Annotated in this window: 20 protein-coding genes and 1 pseudogene; 14 read left to right on the top strand and 7 right to left on the bottom strand. The window is 53.4% G+C overall.

Annotation, left to right across the window (positions count from 1 at the left end):
* From F4U94_RS22910 to F4U94_RS22900, 3 genes are all read right to left on the bottom strand, one after another.
* The coding region (locus F4U94_RS22910; RefSeq protein ID WP_150411851.1) for an electron transfer flavoprotein subunit beta/FixA family protein at positions 1–523 on the bottom strand (523 nt) is incomplete at its 3' end.
* Positions 524–619: 96 nt separating this feature from the next.
* Positions 620–1,819 (bottom strand): ADP-forming succinate--CoA ligase subunit beta, encoded by a 1,200-nt coding sequence (sucC, locus tag F4U94_RS22905; protein ID WP_120250556.1) that lies wholly within the window; start codon positions 1,817–1,819, stop codon positions 620–622.
* Positions 1,820–1,966: 147 nt separating this feature from the next.
* Entirely contained in the window at positions 1,967–2,287 is a 321-nt protein-coding gene (locus F4U94_RS22900) for a hypothetical protein (RefSeq protein ID WP_120252114.1), read from the bottom strand.
* Between the two features lie 70 nt (positions 2,288–2,357).
* Between F4U94_RS22900 and F4U94_RS22895 the strand changes: the two are divergent.
* Positions 2,358–2,549, top strand: a pseudogene (locus F4U94_RS22895) (low affinity iron permease family protein); the annotation flags it as partial.
* A gap of 48 nt (positions 2,550–2,597) precedes the next feature.
* Complete coding sequence (locus F4U94_RS22890; RefSeq protein WP_150412314.1) at positions 2,598–4,181, top strand: recombinase family protein; 1,584 nt, start codon at positions 2,598–2,600, stop codon at positions 4,179–4,181.
* Between the two features lie 95 nt (positions 4,182–4,276).
* Here F4U94_RS22890 and F4U94_RS22885 read toward each other — a convergent pair whose 3' ends face one another.
* Positions 4,277–4,462, bottom strand: coding sequence for a hypothetical protein (locus tag F4U94_RS22885; RefSeq protein ID WP_150412313.1), 186 nt, complete (start codon positions 4,460–4,462; stop codon positions 4,277–4,279).
* A 168-nt stretch (positions 4,463–4,630) separates the two neighbouring features.
* On the opposite strand from F4U94_RS22885, the gene F4U94_RS22880 reads away from it, so the two are divergent.
* Positions 4,631–4,993, top strand: a complete 363-nt coding sequence (locus F4U94_RS22880) for a DUF2958 domain-containing protein (RefSeq protein WP_150412312.1) — start codon at positions 4,631–4,633, stop codon at positions 4,991–4,993.
* A gap of 83 nt (positions 4,994–5,076) precedes the next feature.
* Here the strand turns inward: F4U94_RS22880 and F4U94_RS22875 are convergent, their stop codons facing one another.
* Complete coding sequence (locus tag F4U94_RS22875) at positions 5,077–5,610, bottom strand: hypothetical protein (protein ID WP_150412311.1); 534 nt, start codon at positions 5,608–5,610, stop codon at positions 5,077–5,079.
* Positions 5,611–5,711: 101 nt separating this feature from the next.
* Positions 5,712–6,092 carry a hypothetical protein gene (locus F4U94_RS22870; RefSeq protein WP_150412310.1) on the bottom strand — a complete coding sequence of 127 codons (381 nt, stop codon included), beginning with the start codon at positions 6,090–6,092 and terminating at the stop codon, positions 5,712–5,714.
* 173 nt (positions 6,093–6,265) lie between these two features.
* Here F4U94_RS22870 and F4U94_RS22865 point away from each other — a divergent pair, with 173 nt between their 5' ends.
* The 9 genes from F4U94_RS22865 (at position 6,266) to F4U94_RS22825 (ending at position 11,436) form a co-directional block, all read left to right on the top strand.
* The gene (locus F4U94_RS22865; protein ID WP_150412309.1) at positions 6,266–6,499 is read left to right on the top strand and encodes a hypothetical protein; all 234 of its coding nucleotides are present in this window, start codon (positions 6,266–6,268) and stop codon (positions 6,497–6,499) included.
* 346 nt (positions 6,500–6,845) lie between these two features.
* On the top strand, positions 6,846–7,205 hold the full coding sequence (locus F4U94_RS22860) for a hypothetical protein (RefSeq protein ID WP_150412308.1): 360 nt from the start codon (positions 6,846–6,848) through the stop codon (positions 7,203–7,205).
* A complete protein-coding gene (locus F4U94_RS22855) occupies positions 7,202–7,429 on the top strand; it encodes an RNA-binding protein (protein WP_150412307.1) in 228 nt (75 codons plus the stop codon). Before F4U94_RS22860 ends, F4U94_RS22855 begins: the two co-directional genes overlap by 4 nt.
* Positions 7,426–7,704, top strand: a complete 279-nt coding sequence (locus F4U94_RS22850; protein WP_150412306.1) for a hypothetical protein — start codon at positions 7,426–7,428, stop codon at positions 7,702–7,704. The genes F4U94_RS22855 and F4U94_RS22850 overlap by 4 nt, the downstream gene beginning before the upstream one ends.
* Before the next feature lie 35 nt (positions 7,705–7,739).
* Positions 7,740–8,423: a hypothetical protein gene (locus tag F4U94_RS22845; protein ID WP_150412305.1), complete on the top strand. Its 684-nt coding sequence runs from the start codon at positions 7,740–7,742 to the stop codon at positions 8,421–8,423.
* Positions 8,420–9,163: a hypothetical protein gene (locus F4U94_RS22840; RefSeq protein WP_150412304.1), complete on the top strand. Its 744-nt coding sequence runs from the start codon at positions 8,420–8,422 to the stop codon at positions 9,161–9,163. The genes F4U94_RS22845 and F4U94_RS22840 overlap by 4 nt, the downstream gene beginning before the upstream one ends.
* Positions 9,160–9,807, top strand: a complete 648-nt coding sequence (locus tag F4U94_RS22835; RefSeq protein WP_150412303.1) for a hypothetical protein — start codon at positions 9,160–9,162, stop codon at positions 9,805–9,807. The genes F4U94_RS22840 and F4U94_RS22835 overlap by 4 nt, the downstream gene beginning before the upstream one ends.
* A gap of 182 nt (positions 9,808–9,989) precedes the next feature.
* On the top strand, positions 9,990–10,868 hold the full coding sequence (locus F4U94_RS22830; RefSeq protein ID WP_150412302.1) for a hypothetical protein: 879 nt from the start codon (positions 9,990–9,992) through the stop codon (positions 10,866–10,868).
* A 28-nt stretch (positions 10,869–10,896) separates the two neighbouring features.
* On the top strand, positions 10,897–11,436 hold the full coding sequence (locus tag F4U94_RS22825) for a terminase small subunit-like protein (RefSeq protein WP_150412301.1): 540 nt from the start codon (positions 10,897–10,899) through the stop codon (positions 11,434–11,436).
* Here the strand turns inward: F4U94_RS22825 and F4U94_RS22820 are convergent.
* Positions 11,433–12,089 (bottom strand): recombinase family protein, encoded by a 657-nt coding sequence (locus tag F4U94_RS22820; protein ID WP_150412300.1) that lies wholly within the window; start codon positions 12,087–12,089, stop codon positions 11,433–11,435. The two genes, F4U94_RS22825 and F4U94_RS22820, sit on opposite strands and share 4 nt — an antisense overlap.
* Positions 12,090–12,422: 333 nt before the next feature.
* On the opposite strand from F4U94_RS22820, the gene F4U94_RS22815 reads away from it, so the two are divergent.
* Positions 12,423–13,859: a phage terminase large subunit gene (locus F4U94_RS22815; RefSeq protein ID WP_150412299.1), complete on the top strand. Its 1,437-nt coding sequence runs from the start codon at positions 12,423–12,425 to the stop codon at positions 13,857–13,859.
* Positions 13,860–13,949: 90 nt separating this feature from the next.
* The gene (locus F4U94_RS22810; RefSeq protein ID WP_150412298.1) at positions 13,950–14,732 is read left to right on the top strand and encodes a hypothetical protein; all 783 of its coding nucleotides are present in this window, start codon (positions 13,950–13,952) and stop codon (positions 14,730–14,732) included.
* The last annotated feature ends 121 nt before the right edge of the window (positions 14,733–14,853 follow it).

Raw genomic sequence — 14,853 nt, 5'->3', positions numbered from 1 at the left:
TGATGATCGCCGGGGTGTTCAGCTTCACCGTTTCCAGTCCGCCATCGACTTCACGGGTCACGTTGACGCTGCCATCGACAACCTCGACCTTGCTGGCGAACGTACCCTGCGGCAGGTTCAGCAGCGCAGCCAGCATCTGGCCGGTCTGGTTGCTATCGTCGTCGATCGCCTGCTTGCCCAGGATGATGAGGCCAGCGCCTTCCTCTTCCTGCACCTTGGCGAGCAGCTTGGCCACGCCCAGCGGCTCGACCTCGTCATCCGTCTGGATCAGGATCGCCCGATCCGCGCCCATGGCGAGCGCCGTGCGCAGCGTATCCTGCGCTTTGGCGACGCCGATCGACACCGCCACGACCTCGGTCGCCACGCCCTTTTCCTTCAGGCGGATGGCTTCCTCGACCGCGATCTCGTCGAAAGGGTTCATGCTCATCTTCACGTTCGCCAGATCGACGCCCGTACCGTCCGCCTTCACCCGCGGCTTCACATTATAATCGATAACCCGCTTCACGGGCACAAGGATCTTCATCTCAACATCCTCCTTTATCAACGCCAATACGGGCACGGGCGGACCGTTTCCGGCCCCCCCGCACCCTTTGGCGTATCGTTCAGGCGGGAAAGCGGATCAGGCCGCCTTCCTCACTTCCGCCACGATCTTCTTGGCCGCGTCGCCCAGATCGTCCGCCGGGACGATCGGAAGACCGGAATTGGCCAAAATGTCCTTGCCCTGCTGGACGTTGGTGCCTTCCAGACGGACGACCAGCGGAACCGACAAATTCACTTCCTTGGCGGCGGCGACGATGCCATTGGCAATGATGTCGCACTTCATGATGCCGCCGAAGATGTTGACCAGGATGCCCTTCACCGCCGGATCCTTCAGGATGATCTTGAAGGCAGCCGTCACCTTTTCGGTGGTGGCGCCGCCACCTACGTCCAGGAAGTTGGCGGGGAATTCGCCGTTCAGCTTGATGATATCCATCGTCGCCATGGCCAGGCCAGCGCCGTTGACCATGCAACCGATGTTGCCGTCCAGCTTGATGTAGGCGAGGTCGTACTTCGACGCTTCGACTTCGGCCGCATCTTCTTCGGTCAGGTCGCGCAGTTCGGCGATGTCCTTGTGACGGAACATGGCGTTACCGTCAAAACCGACCTTGGCGTCCAGAACCAGCAGGTTGCCCTGCTCGGTCAGCGCCAACGGGTTGACTTCGATCTGCTCGGCATCGGTGTCGAGGAACGCGGCATAGAGCGACGAAGCAACCTTCGACGCCTGCTTGGCGAGGTCACCGGTCAGGCCCAGAGCGTTGGCGATGGCGCGGCCATGGTGCGGCTGGAAGCCAGCAGCCGGATCGACCGAGAAGCTGTGGATCTTTTCCGGGGTCGAATGCGCGACCTCTTCAATGTCCATGCCGCCTTCGGTCGACACAACGAAAGCGATGCGGCTGGTGGCGCGATCGACCAACAGCGCCAGGTAGAATTCCTTGGCGATGTCGGCACCGTCGGTGATGTACAGACGGTTGACCTGCTTGCCGGCGTCGCCGGTCTGGATGGTGACCAGCGTGTTGCCGAGCATGTCGGCCGAATGGGCCTTCACTTCGTCTAGATTGAAGGCAAGGCGCACGCCGCCCTTGGCTTCGGGGGCCAGTTCCTTGAACTTGCCCTTGCCGCGGCCACCAGCGTGGATCTGCGACTTCACGACATAAAGCGGCCCAGGCAGCTTCTTGGCAGCTTCGACGGCTTCTTCGACCGTGAAGGCGGCATAGCCGGCGGCGATCGGCGCGCCATACTTCGCCAGCAGTTCCTTGGCCTGATATTCGTGAATGTTCATGGGGCGTGCCCTTTCGCTGAAATCTGATGGTCAGCGGATAAGCACAGGCAAAAGCGAGGCGCCAGAGAATTTCGCAAAACCACTTTGCAAAATTGTAAAGTCTGCAAAGCCGATCGGCCCGCTTCCACACTTCATCGGCGGATCGGATCAAAAAGCGCAGGCCAGGGCGGACCGACTGGTAACGGCAAAAATCTCGGGATCCTCTAAGGCCCGGACTTTATGAAGCACATCCTCGACGCTCATCTTGCCACTGTGAGATTTGCGGAGCGAGGCAAGCGACTGGAGCTTCCGCAACTGCTTCAGGCTCAGACGATCCGCCATCCTTTCTGCCATGCAACCGGCCATGCGCGGCGACAGCCCGGCCTCCTCAAGCCCCGCGCGAAGCCGCGATTCGGGCGACAGAGAAGTGCAGGCAGGAAGGGCGAAAAGGGCGGCAGCCAATATGGCGCGGAAAGGAAAGGGTCGCATCGCGCTTTCCATGGCCTTTTCCGGCTGAACAAGGGATAAATGACGCGATTTCGCAAAGGACAATAGCATCATGGATCGGATTTTTGCGGCCCTGTCGCACCGCGTCGCCAATTGGGCGGGTCAGCCCAGCGCCTTCGCCCTGGCCCTCGTCACCGTCATCCTGTGGCTGGTGACCGGGCCGCTCTTCCATTATTCCGACACATGGCAACTGGTCATCAATACCGGCACCACCATCGTCACGTTCCTGATGGTGTTCCTGATCCATACGGTTGTAGCAAAAAGCTAACGCTTTCACTGCTAAGGCCGTCCTATGACCAAAAAAGCCATAATTTACGCACGTTTTAGCTCTGCCGAACAAAGCAAGGGACACTCGCTAGAGCGCCAAAAAACAGATGGCCAAGCGTATGTAGCCGAAAAAGGCTGGTCCCTAGTTAACACAATCGCTGATGAGGGTCGCTCTGCATTTAGCGGGAAGAACCGATCTGAGGGTTCATCGTTATTCCAGTTTGAAGCAGAAGCCCGCGAGGGATTGCATAGCGGCACAGTGCTATGTGTCGAAAACATCGACCGTTTAAGCCGTCAGGGCGCAAAAGCCGCAGCGCAGTTGATCTGGGCGCTAAACGAAAATGGCGTCGATGTAGCAACTTGGCAGGACGCCACGATCTACAGGTCAAACAGCAATTCCGATATGATGGAGTTGTTCGGCCTCATCGTGAAAGCGCAGCTTGCCCATGAGGAAAGCGTCAAAAAGAGTGAGCGCGTCCAAGCCGCAGTCAACAAGCGCTATTCTCGTATTGCAGCAGGCGACCGCACTGTTTCTATCGGACGTTGCCCTGCTTGGTTAGAGCAGTCCAAATATGGATATGTCCTGATCCCTCACCGGGTCGCTGTCCTCAACGAGATATATGACCTGTATATCAGCGGCGTCGGCATTTATCGGATCGTCACAATGCTAAACGACCGAAAAGAACCGGGCTGGCAGGATTGTGGAGAAGATCGCAGCGGTGGTTGGTATTTGCCATATGTCCATCGCTTGCTGACCTACCGTGCCGTGCTTGGAGAGTTTGTCACTCTCAAAGGCGAAGTCATATCATCAGACTTTTATCCACAGGCCGTCACGACCGACAAATACCTGCAAGCCCAAGCCATGCGCTCGACCAAGCAGCGCAGCGGTGGCCGTGACACAAACAAAATGAGCAACCTGCTTGCCGGGATGGTCATATGCGCAGAATGTCAGGGTATCGCAGGCTACCAATATCGTGTGCCATCAACGCGGAGCTACATCACTAAAGCTGGTGAACCTCGCGTCTATGAGGTGCAAGCATCGGAACATCTGCGATGTGACCGTCATCGACGCAAACATGCCTGCACCAATGGTAAAATCATGGACTATCGGCTGATCGAAACAGCAGTCCTTGACCAACTTGCCCAACTGGTCATTTCCGAACAGCCCGATCCCGACTATAATAATCAATTCGACATTCAGATTGCTGAGACAGTCCGAAAAATCGAGCACGCTAACCAGCAGTTATCCAACCTCGTAGATGCCCTTGCCGATGGCGGATCAAAAACCCTCATGCAACGCATCGGCAAATTGGAAGCCGATGTGCAACAGCTTGAAGCCGAATTGAAGAAACAGCACGAAGCCCGCGCTGTTGAGAGCAGCAAGCCAAGCCAAGTTGAGGACGCCGAAATGATCGCCAGTTTGCGAGACAGCCTCAACAGCACCGATGCCGATGTGCGCTATTATGCCCGAACCCGAACCAATGCAGCGCTCAAGCGCATTGTCGAGGAAATCATGATCTGCCCTGATGGCACATTCATTGTCGAAGCCAGCATTGCAGTTTGGGAATTTGATGCGACCGGCAAGTGCATCGGCGGACAAGCCCTGTAAGCCCCTACCCCAATATCCAGATGTAAGAACGCCCTAGCATTGCTGCCAGGGCTTCTTTGTTCTCGAAGGTCGTCTGCGGGGATCAGCGACAGCGTTTAACAGCGTGGCAACTGCAACAGGTCAGAACCAACATGCAGATCAAAACAGGCTGGCTTGCGTTCGCAGTAGATACGCACTCCCTGAAACGAGAAGGCGAAAGCATCATCTTCGAAGTCGGGGTGGTAGTCGAAAGTGGTTTCTACATAGTCGGCAAGTGCATTGAGGTCGATCTGCGTTTGCATCTACTGTCTCCTTCCAACAGCATATGCAGCCACCTGATTAGGTAATCATCCACTCTTTGACACTCACACGAGATAATTGGACCACAAGCCGGACCACTATTTTCTTGCTCTTTTGGCTGAAAGGCTTTGCATGTTCTGAGGCACATCAACCAAGAGGGAAGTGCCTACATGGACTACACCGAAGTTATACGCCCAGCCGACTTAGCGCTGCTTGAGGCAAACTGGACCGAGCAGCTAAAGGTCAAGGGGACAAACGGGGAAATGGACCTAACCCCGGTGGTCAAGATATTCAGCCCCATCGGATCGGCCACAATACTAGTGACGGAGAAAGACCCGGATAGCGGGCTGTCGTTCGGGATAGTGGATTTGGGATTTGGATCGCCGGAAATGGGCTATCTGGACCTAGAGGAAGTCCTAAGCGTAAAGCTGCCCGGTGGCCTGCGTATGGAGCAGGACTTGTATTGGAAAGCGGATAAAACCCTAAGCCAGTATGCCAGCGAAGCGCGCCGGTTGCAGCACCTCAGAGCATAAATACAATTGCTCGAAAGTGCTTAGACGAGCATCCTTATTGATCAATGGAAACCCCAGCCCGGTAAAGCTGGGGTTTTCTAATGTCACTTCAAATTGCTGATCGCAGCATCGATCCAATCCGCTGCAACGCCCTTCTCGGTCAGATACTCGCGAATGTCTGACGGGCTTTTGCCACCGGTGTTACGCAAACGCCCTGCACTCTGCTTGACCTTCGTCAGCGTATCCAGCTTGCCAGTTGATGCAGACTTTGTTGCTTTGCTGGCTCCTGATGGAGCAACGCGACTGGCAGTGAATGCGGTATCAAATTCACCTGCTTCGGTGGCTGCGACCAAGGCATCAAGGAACGGCTCAAACTGGCTTTCAGGAATGTAGTTAGTCGTCGTGCCGTTGACGGTCAGATTGACGCCGCTAACTGCGGCCTTAAATTCAACGACGCCGTTTTTAGCTTTCCACATTTTGTTCGGGGCTTTGCTATTCCCGCCAGTGGTGAACTGGACCTTCGCTGCTTCAAAACGCTTAATCAGCTTTGCCCGGTCCTTCGACACATCATAGGGCTTCGCATCAAACTCAGCTTTGAGATTGTTGTCGATGAATTTGCTTAGGTCGATCTTCGCCATGACAGTCTCCTTTGGTATGGAGCGTAACTGCCCGACATAAGTTAACAGTTCAACAAAAAAGGGCGACCGAATGGCCGCCCCTGTGTTGGAAGTTGGAAGAGTTACGCGGTCTTCTTTTTGTCCTCGCGGGTTTTACGCAGCTTGTCCCGGCGCGCTATGATCCCTGCATCGGCTTCGACCAACGCCGGGTCCATCTTTCCATCTTTGATTTCCTTGGCGTAGTGGTTCATCGCCGCTTCGAAATGCTCCGACGGCACGACCACGCTGGTTTCGTCACCAACGATCTTGATGGGCTGGTTGTTGACGCGAAGTGTGATCTTCGTTTCCGTCTTGCCGATGGTGAACCAGCGCCGACCATTTTCGCTTGGGTTTTTGAACAGTGCGATCTGCTTGGTGATGCCGTCGAGCAGTATGGACTTTGCGTTGCGTTCCTGCCCGGTGTCCGATGCAAATTCAGCCGACTTCGCGACGGGGACGATCATGCTGGGGTTAAAAGCAACCATTGTGTGTAACTCCGATCTTCGTAAGCAACAGCGCCTACTCCTATCGTATGCAATCACCTGACTAGGTAATCATCCACTCTTTGACGTTGACAGGTAGGAAATCTGCATAGGTCAAAAACCATAAATAGTAGGTTCGAGAGGAGGACACTACTATGACATTCTTAACTGCATCTATCGCAGCCCTTGTGGTTCTGCACATTTATCATCGCATCGGCGTGGCAATCAACAAAGCCGACATCCTTGCAAAGGCGTTGGACGCGCATCTAGCTACCGGCAAGGACTACCGTGGCATAAGCTCATCCAAGGTCGGACAGGCACAGAGGCTTGCAGAACTTGCACAATGGCGCGCCGGTAAAGCAGTCCGTAAAGACGGTGATTACACATGATGCGCGTTCAAACTCAGCCTCTCTGTTGCAGTTGCCAAAGCTGTAAGGCTGGGCATCCATGGGATGCACACCCCGATTGCTTCACCTCCACCGTACCGGTTCGCTCATTTAAACCCGCAGGTCGATTATTCGATGATGTAGTACCATTTAGGTTTGAGGAACGCGACATGCACGGTCGCTCTCTTTTCGTTTTTACAGGTAAGCCACGCGAGCAAGATCAAGAAGCCATTATCGACTTCGCAGACGCGCAGCAAATGTCCGTAATCCTTACTGGTCGCACTGTGACGCTCATTACCGACAAGGCGAACCTAGCTACGCTCTTCAAACTGACGTTCGGGGGTGACGTATGACCGAATTGCACGGAGGCGAGTGGGAGTCAGCTTCCTCGCTCGGCAGCAATCCCGATGAAGTTCTAGCAACTATGAAAGAGGAAATGAGACGATGGTCCCTCGCAAACCTATTGGAAGCGTTTGAAGCTGCCGTAGATCAGATAGCAGGAATGATGTCAGAGGATGTATTTAACCCGCGAGATATGAAAGACCCAGACTATTACCTCGCAGAATGGGGAAACATCAGTCCGGCAGAACCCTGTGAAATACGAGCAGCAGAGTTAGCCCGACACTACATCATCGCCCGCGACTTCAACGAGTTTGATCCCGGTAAAGCCGATATGCTCTGGAAGCTGAAATACGGTGGTGCAATATGATCGTGCTGGACAATGTAGTCGGCATTCGTCCCGCCGATAATATCGTGGCGATGTTACGCGACCTCGCAGACGAGATTGAGCAAGTCGGCAATGTCGCTAATGTGTTCATAGTCATTGAACATGAGAGTGATGACGACACCGATGTGCGTTGTTATGGCCCTAGCGATTGCGCCTATCGTGCCGCTGGGGTTCTCACAAAAGCCGTCAGGGATTTGCTCCCATGAACCAGCAGCCAACCTACAATGCCTTCATCCATTTCGCTGTCCCGATCTGCGACGGCCACTTAGCGGAGAACCCAATCACTGGCGCGCTTCAAACCCCGCAGCAATGGATGGCGTTCAAAAAGGAACGGGCTGCAAGGGAATGGCTGACCGACAACGGCTATCCCGCGCCGCTGATCGTTTACAACAATTGCGACCCGCTATCGGAGAGTGGAGAAATCGTTGTCGTCATGGAAGACAAGAACGCAGCGTTGATGCTCAAATTAGCCATGCAATAACGAGGCTTTAACCGATCCACTTCTAGTGGTCGGGCATGAGCCTGATCCACACTGCAATCCTAAACCACCTACCCCATCGAGCAAAGCGCGGCTCCTACGCAGGGGCAACGCGATACACGTTCGACTGCCCGATCTGCGTCCAGCAAGGCCATACCGCCGATAAGCGCGGTCGTGGAGCGCTGTTCCTCGCTCCCGATGGCAGCGCCGGATATTCGTGCTTCAACTGCCAGACCCATTCGCGGCAGGCCGTCGATAAACCCCTCGCGACAAAGATGCGCCTCGTCCTGAATGCGCTGGGAATGCCCCCACAGGACATAACGAAGCTCAATTTCCATCTGCTCGCTGCCGCAAGGGCCAAGCATTATCCACCAGTAGTGGTATTGCCCGATGGCCTACAGAGCATCCAAAGCTGGATAGATCAGGAAAGTGACAATCTAGGCCTCCTACGAATTGCCGAGTTTCTGCTCGATGACGGCAAAAAGCTCTCGGACTATTATTGGACGCCTGATGATAACGGCGTGAGCCTAAGCCGGTATGTCGTGACATTCGAAGGCACGATGACCGCTCCAACAAGCTGGTGGGCCTTCCCGGTCCTAGATAGCAATTTACCGATCCAATCAGACAAAGGCGTCGAACCTGATCCCGTTGAGGAAGAACCAACGGATGCAGAGATTGAGGAACTGCGCGCCTACGTATTTTCAGACGAGGACGAAGAATGACTGACGGCGACATTTGGGATTGGGGTAACGAAGGTGAACCCGCAAGCCTTAATAAACCAGTTGACGAACGGAAGCGCAGGCTGATCGAACTGCAAAGGCGGCTTGATGAAGCAAACGCCTATTTCGACATACTTGAACTAGAGATTGACCAGTTCGAAGCAGATTGGGTCTCAAGGCTGGCGTCCATAAAGTCACCAAACGATACCCCTGTAATCTATATCGGCACTCCGCCAACGACCACGAATAAGCGCATCATGGGCATGTTCGGCACGATACCAGAAAAGCAGAACCTCTATCATTGGTCGGACTTTAAAGGCCTTCAAGACGTTAGCCGCTATCGAAAACTGAAGCTGTCCAACTTAGTGATTGCCCGATTGACTAAGAAGCAGGCTATGAAAGCAAAGCTAGTAGATGAACTATACGGTGGTAGGCTCATAAACGACCCAACGGGCGATATATGGACTAGCATATCCCTGTTACAGCAGGCCCAGTCCACCAAGCTGCTTCCATATTCAAATCTGAACTATGATGCTGTCGCATACATTGTTCAGATGAAAAACGATGGCAAAGCCTTCAAAACCGTAACTGCCGACATGATCGTGCAAAAGACCCGCGACAATATCACCAAAAATAAAGCCCAAAACGCAACATACATAGAAGCGCCGATTGCAGAACTAATGGCAGAAGTTGCCAAAGACGTTGAGAATCAGCTTTTACAGACTGGAGGCACAAAAGCATGACCGAGCAACAGAAAGATGGCATGTGGGATTGGGGCAACGGACCTACTGACTTGAACCAACAAGAAGACTTCCAGCAGTTAGCCGATCTTGCAAGCGAAGTTAGCCAGGAATCCGAAACTGACGAGCAGCTAACCCCTGAGCAGAAGATGGTGAATGATTTAGTATCGAAGGGTGCTGAGGCTTTCTCAAAGATAGTCAGGTCCAGCAACGCACAAGTTCAGAACGACCCGACGTTAACGCGGATATGGGTTGGCTTTGTTGATGGCGATCCACAAGATGCTGTCAGCCGCTTAATTGGATACGAGATTGATCCGCGCCGGATATTAGCGATCGACCAGCACTGGACATTTCAGAATGGCAATTGCTTTACACGCGAGATCAACGGGCAGAAGCATTATTACGGACCGGATGAAGTCAAGGGCATAGTCGCAGTTCGCCTGACCGAAAAGGAACTTATCAAGGTGAAAATCAGTAGTCCGTCAAAGCAATCCCTGATCGAAGACCCACTGGGCTTTCAATGGATCGTCCTTTCTGTCGCGATGGCCTCTAAGCAGGATGTCAACGACGATCAAACGAATAAGCAGATGAAAATCGGTCCCGTTCTCATGGTCATAGATAATCTCGCGACTCCAAAGTCAATTTAGGTGTTATGATTTTTTTCAGTCGCTCTTACGAACGAACGACATTAAAGCAATTGAGCAGCAGGTCGCGCTGTAGGCCCGGTAGTTCGCATTGGACTATCGGGCTTTATTGTTTCCTGCCCAAAGTATGGATCAAATCTCGCGACATTATGGACATGGAACAACGATCAATATAAACATGGCTTATGCCGATATTCCTCGCCGATAGTAACTCACTCAGAACGCCACAACTTGAAGCCTATTTGAATGGAAGCAAGGCCAACAAGTTAGCCATCAGCGACAATATCATGATGGAAATGCACAAGCGGAACCCTGAACGGACTATCGTTGAGAGTTTCAGAATTGCCCGTAAGTATCCTCGTCAAATCCTGACACTACGAGCACTCCCTATGAGTTTCAGTCGCCAGATCAGGAGCGCCAAAGACGTGCGGGCAATGATTGACGACAAGCAATCCAGATATTTTCCCACATGGTATGACTACATAGTGAAAGCTGACGACAACCCGTCAATCATGGGCCAGCTAAGAGAGCATCAGGCAACCGCAATAAATTCCATCGATCATTTGGGTAAAGACATTCACCATCTTTTGCCTACGTTCCAATACGCGAAGAAGCAATTTAATGAGAGCGAGATAGCCGAGATAAAAGGCGGCTATTTGCAGAACTACTCCACGCAGGCGAAATTGTTTGAACTGATGGACACAATCAGTGGCAACCTATTCAACCTAGTGAATGTGCCGATGGATAAGCGACCCGTGATGAAGGCTGATGCAGTCCACTACTTTCTACATCGGTATGCAATCTGCATCACAGTGTTGTTCATGACTTGGCTAAAGCAAGGCAACCTATCGGCGGCAACAGATAAGCTGGTCAATCATGTGGTCGATATGCACGTTGCGGCGGAAGCTACTTTCTTCAATGGGATAATCAGCGCTGACAAGCATGTGAAGGCGGCTTACCGACTATCAAGGCAGCTAATCGGATTGCAACATGGGTTCTCGCTGTCGCTTAATGGCGAAGTGAAGTTGAAGCCGGTCGTGGGAGTAGATACACCAAGCAGTTAAAAACCGCGCCTATCCGTTAAATAGATGCATGGACGAAAAAATCACTGAAACAACTAAGACGGTCAACCCTAAGCGCAGCCGTGCAATGAAAGCAGTTGCACAGGAGTTAGCTGCTGGGGCCAAGGAAACACGCGCATTGGTGGAGACTGCCGTTAAAGGCAAAGTGGGTAAGCCTACTAAATTCACCGAAGAGAAGTGGGAACGCATTCTGGCCTGCGTGGCAAGCTATGGCGACCTTTTTGAGGTATGTGCCACGGACGATATGCCCAGCGTCTATACAGTCGGAGACTGGATCAGGAAAGATGAGCGGCTGATGGATGACATGCGTAAGGCGTGGCAGGTTTTCAGCATGATAGGCTACAGCGTGAACAACAATGTCCTACGCGGTGGCGTTCTCAGCACCGGCGACAAGTCGAGGGACTTTGAGATAGCCAACAACAATCGCTGGCATATGAGCAAGACAAACCGCCGTGATTTCGGCGACAGGCAGCAGATTGAGATAACCACTTTTGAGCCGGTCGTCCTTGATGGTCAGATCATACAGGGTCCAGGTGGTGACGGCGTTTAATCGCTGGATACCAATTTAGCCACGCTCGCTGCATACCATACGCCACCTCTAGCGGTCGTGATATGACGGGCATTCAGATAAGCAGCGATCTCCCGCAACGACACGCAGCCTGCTGCCCTAGCAGCGTCTATATGGGGCATGACGAGCGCAGCGCGTGTCTGTGTAGCCTCTGACCGCTTACGGGCGCTAGCGGCGCGTCCACGGGCAGCAATGGCAGCGATGTTGCCCCTATCCCCACCCAGCTTTGTCCCCTTTGCCTTAGCAGCCGCTAGGGCTTCCTTCGTGCGCTTGCTGATCTGTTCGGCTTCCCACTGCGCGACCTGAGCCATTATGCCGATCATGAACCGATCAGCGAATGGCATGTCGGCAAACCGTATAGGCACCTGACTGTCCATGAGTTGATTGAGGAAGGCCGCGTTACGGGATAGCCGATCCAACTTAGCCACCAACAGCGTGGCACCAGTGAGGCTGGCATAATCCATCGCGGCTTTTAGCTGGGGCCGGTCATTGTCTCGTCCGCTCTCTACCTCTGTGAACTCCGCAAGTAGTGGAGCGTCCAACATGGTGGCGACCGCAGCACGTTGAGCATCCAGTCCTAACCCGCTGTTGCCCTGCTTGCGCGTCGAAACCCGATAGTAGGCAATGAACTTCATCCCGTAACCCTGTAGCAATGTCCGTTGCATCACACATTACAGCCACGCAACAGCGAGAGCGACTTCTCATTGATCCCCGTAGATGCCCTTACAGCACCACTACTAGTGAGGGGCAGTTGGGTTGCCGGGTCGCCCTATGGGCAGCGAGTGACGCTCTGCGGGCATCAGTGACAGGAGGAATTGGAGGGGGCGTATATACCCCTCTTGAACGCTAGGACCGGGTGGGGGGCTAGCGGACTATTTTCTACCTTCCAAAAACACCACTCTGCGTTCTGAGATTTTTCTCCACCTTTCCAAAACATCGGCCTTGCTCGCTCTGCTGCTAAGTAGTGGATGGTAGGAGAGACAACAAAACAAACTAAGGGCATCCGTCCCAACTTCGACGGTTTTAATGAGGACCAATGGTCTGCATACAAACTCGCGACTACTGACGGCAATAAGTTCCACCTCTTCTATGGTGGCGCTGGTTCCGGTAAAAGCTGGCTTATTCTGTTCATTGTGTTGCTGCGCGCCATTCGCGCGAGGAACACTCGTCATGCGATCTTCCGACTAACCCGCAATTCCTGTGAGCAGACGCTTTTCAATAAGACGCTCTACGAAGTCCTAGATGCAGGCTTTCCCGGCCTGCGCGAACAGATCGAAGCCAAGGGCGGCTTTCATCACTCTAAGCTGATGGTCACTCTGCCCAATGGCAGTGAAATCTACTTCAACGGATTGGATGAGAACCGAACTTCAAAGGTGCTTGGTGACGAGTTCAATACGGTCTGGCTCAACGAGTGTAATGAGGACGGACTAGGTTACGCTCAGGTTTCAACGCTCATGTCCCGACTTCGTATGAGGTCAACAACGGAGGATGGCGCACTTCTCAAGAACAAGATGTTCTTCGATTGCAACCCGCGCTTCTACAGCGACTGGGAATACAAAGCCTTCATTCTTCATGTGAACCCCGAAGATGGCGACGCAATGCCGCGTGAGCATCAGTGGGTATCTCAGAAGCTACGCACCGAATCCAACATCGACAACCTGTCTCCCGATTATGTCGAAGGCATGGAGACAATGGGCGCTGGCGCTCGTCGTCGTTACCTTGAGGGTGAATGGTCCGACGAGAACACGAATGCTCTCTTCACTGAGAAGCTATTTGTCGATTATCGTATTCCGCGACCTGAAACGGTCAATAGGCCTGCGTTGGTTCTCGCGATGTTAGCCGAACAAGAGATCGAACTAAACCGCATCACCGTTTGTAGTGACCCCGCGACTAAAGGCAATGTCAAGAACGACCTTCATGGTATCACCGTTCAGGGTAAAGCTGGTTATGGCAAAGACGCTCACGCTTATGTCTTAGCCGACTATAGCTGCCATGGCTCACCTATTGAGGTCTGCGACATCATCGCGCAGGCTTACAGGGAATGGGGCGCAAGTCGCGTTGTGATGGAAGACAACGCCGGTGGACGTTGGTTGGAATCAACCATCATTCAGCATAGCCCTCATCTACCGCTGAAGTTCGTCAATGCCAACACGAGGACTGGCGACAAGACTGCCCGCGCAGAACCTGTTGCAGGTATGTATGAACGAGGCAAAGTCCATCATGTTGGCACATTCAAAGACCTAGAAGCCCAGATGTGCGATTGGGGTAGTCCTGCAAGTCGCAAGAAGTCTCCTGACCGCATGGACGCTGTAGTTTGGGGAATTATCGAATTGCTCGATCTTCATCAGGAAGCAAAGCCCGAACCAAGTGGCGGCGGCGCATTCCGATACAAGCGTCTCCGCTAATCACCTCGAATAAATAGTCGGGCAGTGTCGTGCGCTGCTGTTTTGTCGCGTCAGTGACGCACCCCTTAATGCCATTGGCAGAGGATCACAGTGCCTATCGAAGACATTTTTTCAGCGACCCAAGAGATTGCGAAATTCCACCCACGTTTTGCCCGCAACCGAGACTTCGCAGACGGCGAAGAAGCAGTGAAGGCGAAGAGAAAGACCTACCTTCCCGCAGCGAACCCCGCAGACGATCTTGAGACATATCTCTCTCACTTGTTCCGCACTCGCTTTTTCCCAGCGGCAACGAAAACGCTGCAAGGATGGGTCGGCCTCATCAAGCGCAAGCCAGACCAGCTAAACACATCGAGCGCGATCATCACGACGCTCTGCCAGTTGCTCACGCCAGATTACCTTACATCGGAAGAACTGACCGAATGGGTTATCCGTGAAACACTAATTACGAATTTCACAGGTCTGCTGGTCGATCACCCCAGCAAGGACGGCTTCACCGGCCTGAGCGCTGCCAACGCTATCGAACAAGGATATCGCCCCTACGTTGCGGGCTATACCGGCGAGAGCATTCTTGAACTGCGCCCCGGCCTTGTCGGCGGCAAGCGCCAGCTTGTTCGCGTCAGGCTCCTTGAAGATGAAGGCAACACCGTTCGCGAACTGATGGTCAACAGCGGCGTTTATCAGGTTCGTCTATGGCACAGAGAAAACGACCAGATCGTCGCCGGTCCCATCTACACGCCGCTGGTCAACGGCAAAGCTCTGGGCGAAATTCCGTTCGTGCTGGTCAGCACATCGGACAAGCTGTCGCCGCAACCGTCGCTGTTGCAGCATGTCGTAGATCTCAATCTACAGCTTTATATCCAGCAGGGCTGTTGAGTTGCACTGAGAAGTGACCCGGGAGGGTTATAAGTTTTCACTGAGAATTGACCCATGTTTTCCTCGCCCCTGGCTGACAGTCAGGAGGCATCGGAGTGATCGACATGGACCTACTCAGTGT

Origin of the sequence: Sphingobium limneticum (assembly GCF_008710155.1) — a bacterium.
GTDB lineage: Bacteria > Pseudomonadota > Alphaproteobacteria > Sphingomonadales > Sphingomonadaceae > Sphingobium > Sphingobium limneticum.
This window is presented reverse-complemented; position numbering and strand designations above follow the sequence as displayed.

What these genes read in the sequence shown, in the direction of transcription:
- sucC (WP_120250556.1), bottom strand. Translation starts at nt 1,819, where the DNA reads ATGAACATTCACGAATATCAGGCCAAGGAACTGCTGGCGAAGTATGGC.
- F4U94_RS22900 (WP_120252114.1), bottom strand. Translation starts at nt 2,287, where the DNA reads ATGCGACCCTTTCCTTTCCGCGCCATATTGGCTGCCGCCCTTTTCGCC.
- F4U94_RS22890 (WP_150412314.1), top strand. Translation starts at nt 2,598, where the DNA reads ATGACCAAAAAAGCCATAATTTACGCACGTTTTAGCTCTGCCGAACAA.
- F4U94_RS22885 (WP_150412313.1), bottom strand. Translation starts at nt 4,462, where the DNA reads ATGCAAACGCAGATCGACCTCAATGCACTTGCCGACTATGTAGAAACC.
- F4U94_RS22880 (WP_150412312.1), top strand. Translation starts at nt 4,631, where the DNA reads ATGGACTACACCGAAGTTATACGCCCAGCCGACTTAGCGCTGCTTGAG.
- F4U94_RS22875 (WP_150412311.1), bottom strand. Translation starts at nt 5,610, where the DNA reads ATGGCGAAGATCGACCTAAGCAAATTCATCGACAACAATCTCAAAGCT.
- F4U94_RS22870 (WP_150412310.1), bottom strand. Translation starts at nt 6,092, where the DNA reads ATGATCGTCCCCGTCGCGAAGTCGGCTGAATTTGCATCGGACACCGGG.
- F4U94_RS22865 (WP_150412309.1), top strand. Translation starts at nt 6,266, where the DNA reads ATGACATTCTTAACTGCATCTATCGCAGCCCTTGTGGTTCTGCACATT.
- F4U94_RS22860 (WP_150412308.1), top strand. Translation starts at nt 6,846, where the DNA reads ATGACCGAATTGCACGGAGGCGAGTGGGAGTCAGCTTCCTCGCTCGGC.
- F4U94_RS22855 (WP_150412307.1), top strand. Translation starts at nt 7,202, where the DNA reads ATGATCGTGCTGGACAATGTAGTCGGCATTCGTCCCGCCGATAATATC.
- F4U94_RS22850 (WP_150412306.1), top strand. Translation starts at nt 7,426, where the DNA reads ATGAACCAGCAGCCAACCTACAATGCCTTCATCCATTTCGCTGTCCCG.
- F4U94_RS22845 (WP_150412305.1), top strand. Translation starts at nt 7,740, where the DNA reads ATGAGCCTGATCCACACTGCAATCCTAAACCACCTACCCCATCGAGCA.
- F4U94_RS22840 (WP_150412304.1), top strand. Translation starts at nt 8,420, where the DNA reads ATGACTGACGGCGACATTTGGGATTGGGGTAACGAAGGTGAACCCGCA.
- F4U94_RS22835 (WP_150412303.1), top strand. Translation starts at nt 9,160, where the DNA reads ATGACCGAGCAACAGAAAGATGGCATGTGGGATTGGGGCAACGGACCT.
- F4U94_RS22830 (WP_150412302.1), top strand. Translation starts at nt 9,990, where the DNA reads ATGCCGATATTCCTCGCCGATAGTAACTCACTCAGAACGCCACAACTT.
- F4U94_RS22825 (WP_150412301.1), top strand. Translation starts at nt 10,897, where the DNA reads ATGGACGAAAAAATCACTGAAACAACTAAGACGGTCAACCCTAAGCGC.
- F4U94_RS22820 (WP_150412300.1), bottom strand. Translation starts at nt 12,089, where the DNA reads ATGAAGTTCATTGCCTACTATCGGGTTTCGACGCGCAAGCAGGGCAAC.
- F4U94_RS22815 (WP_150412299.1), top strand. Translation starts at nt 12,423, where the DNA reads ATGGTAGGAGAGACAACAAAACAAACTAAGGGCATCCGTCCCAACTTC.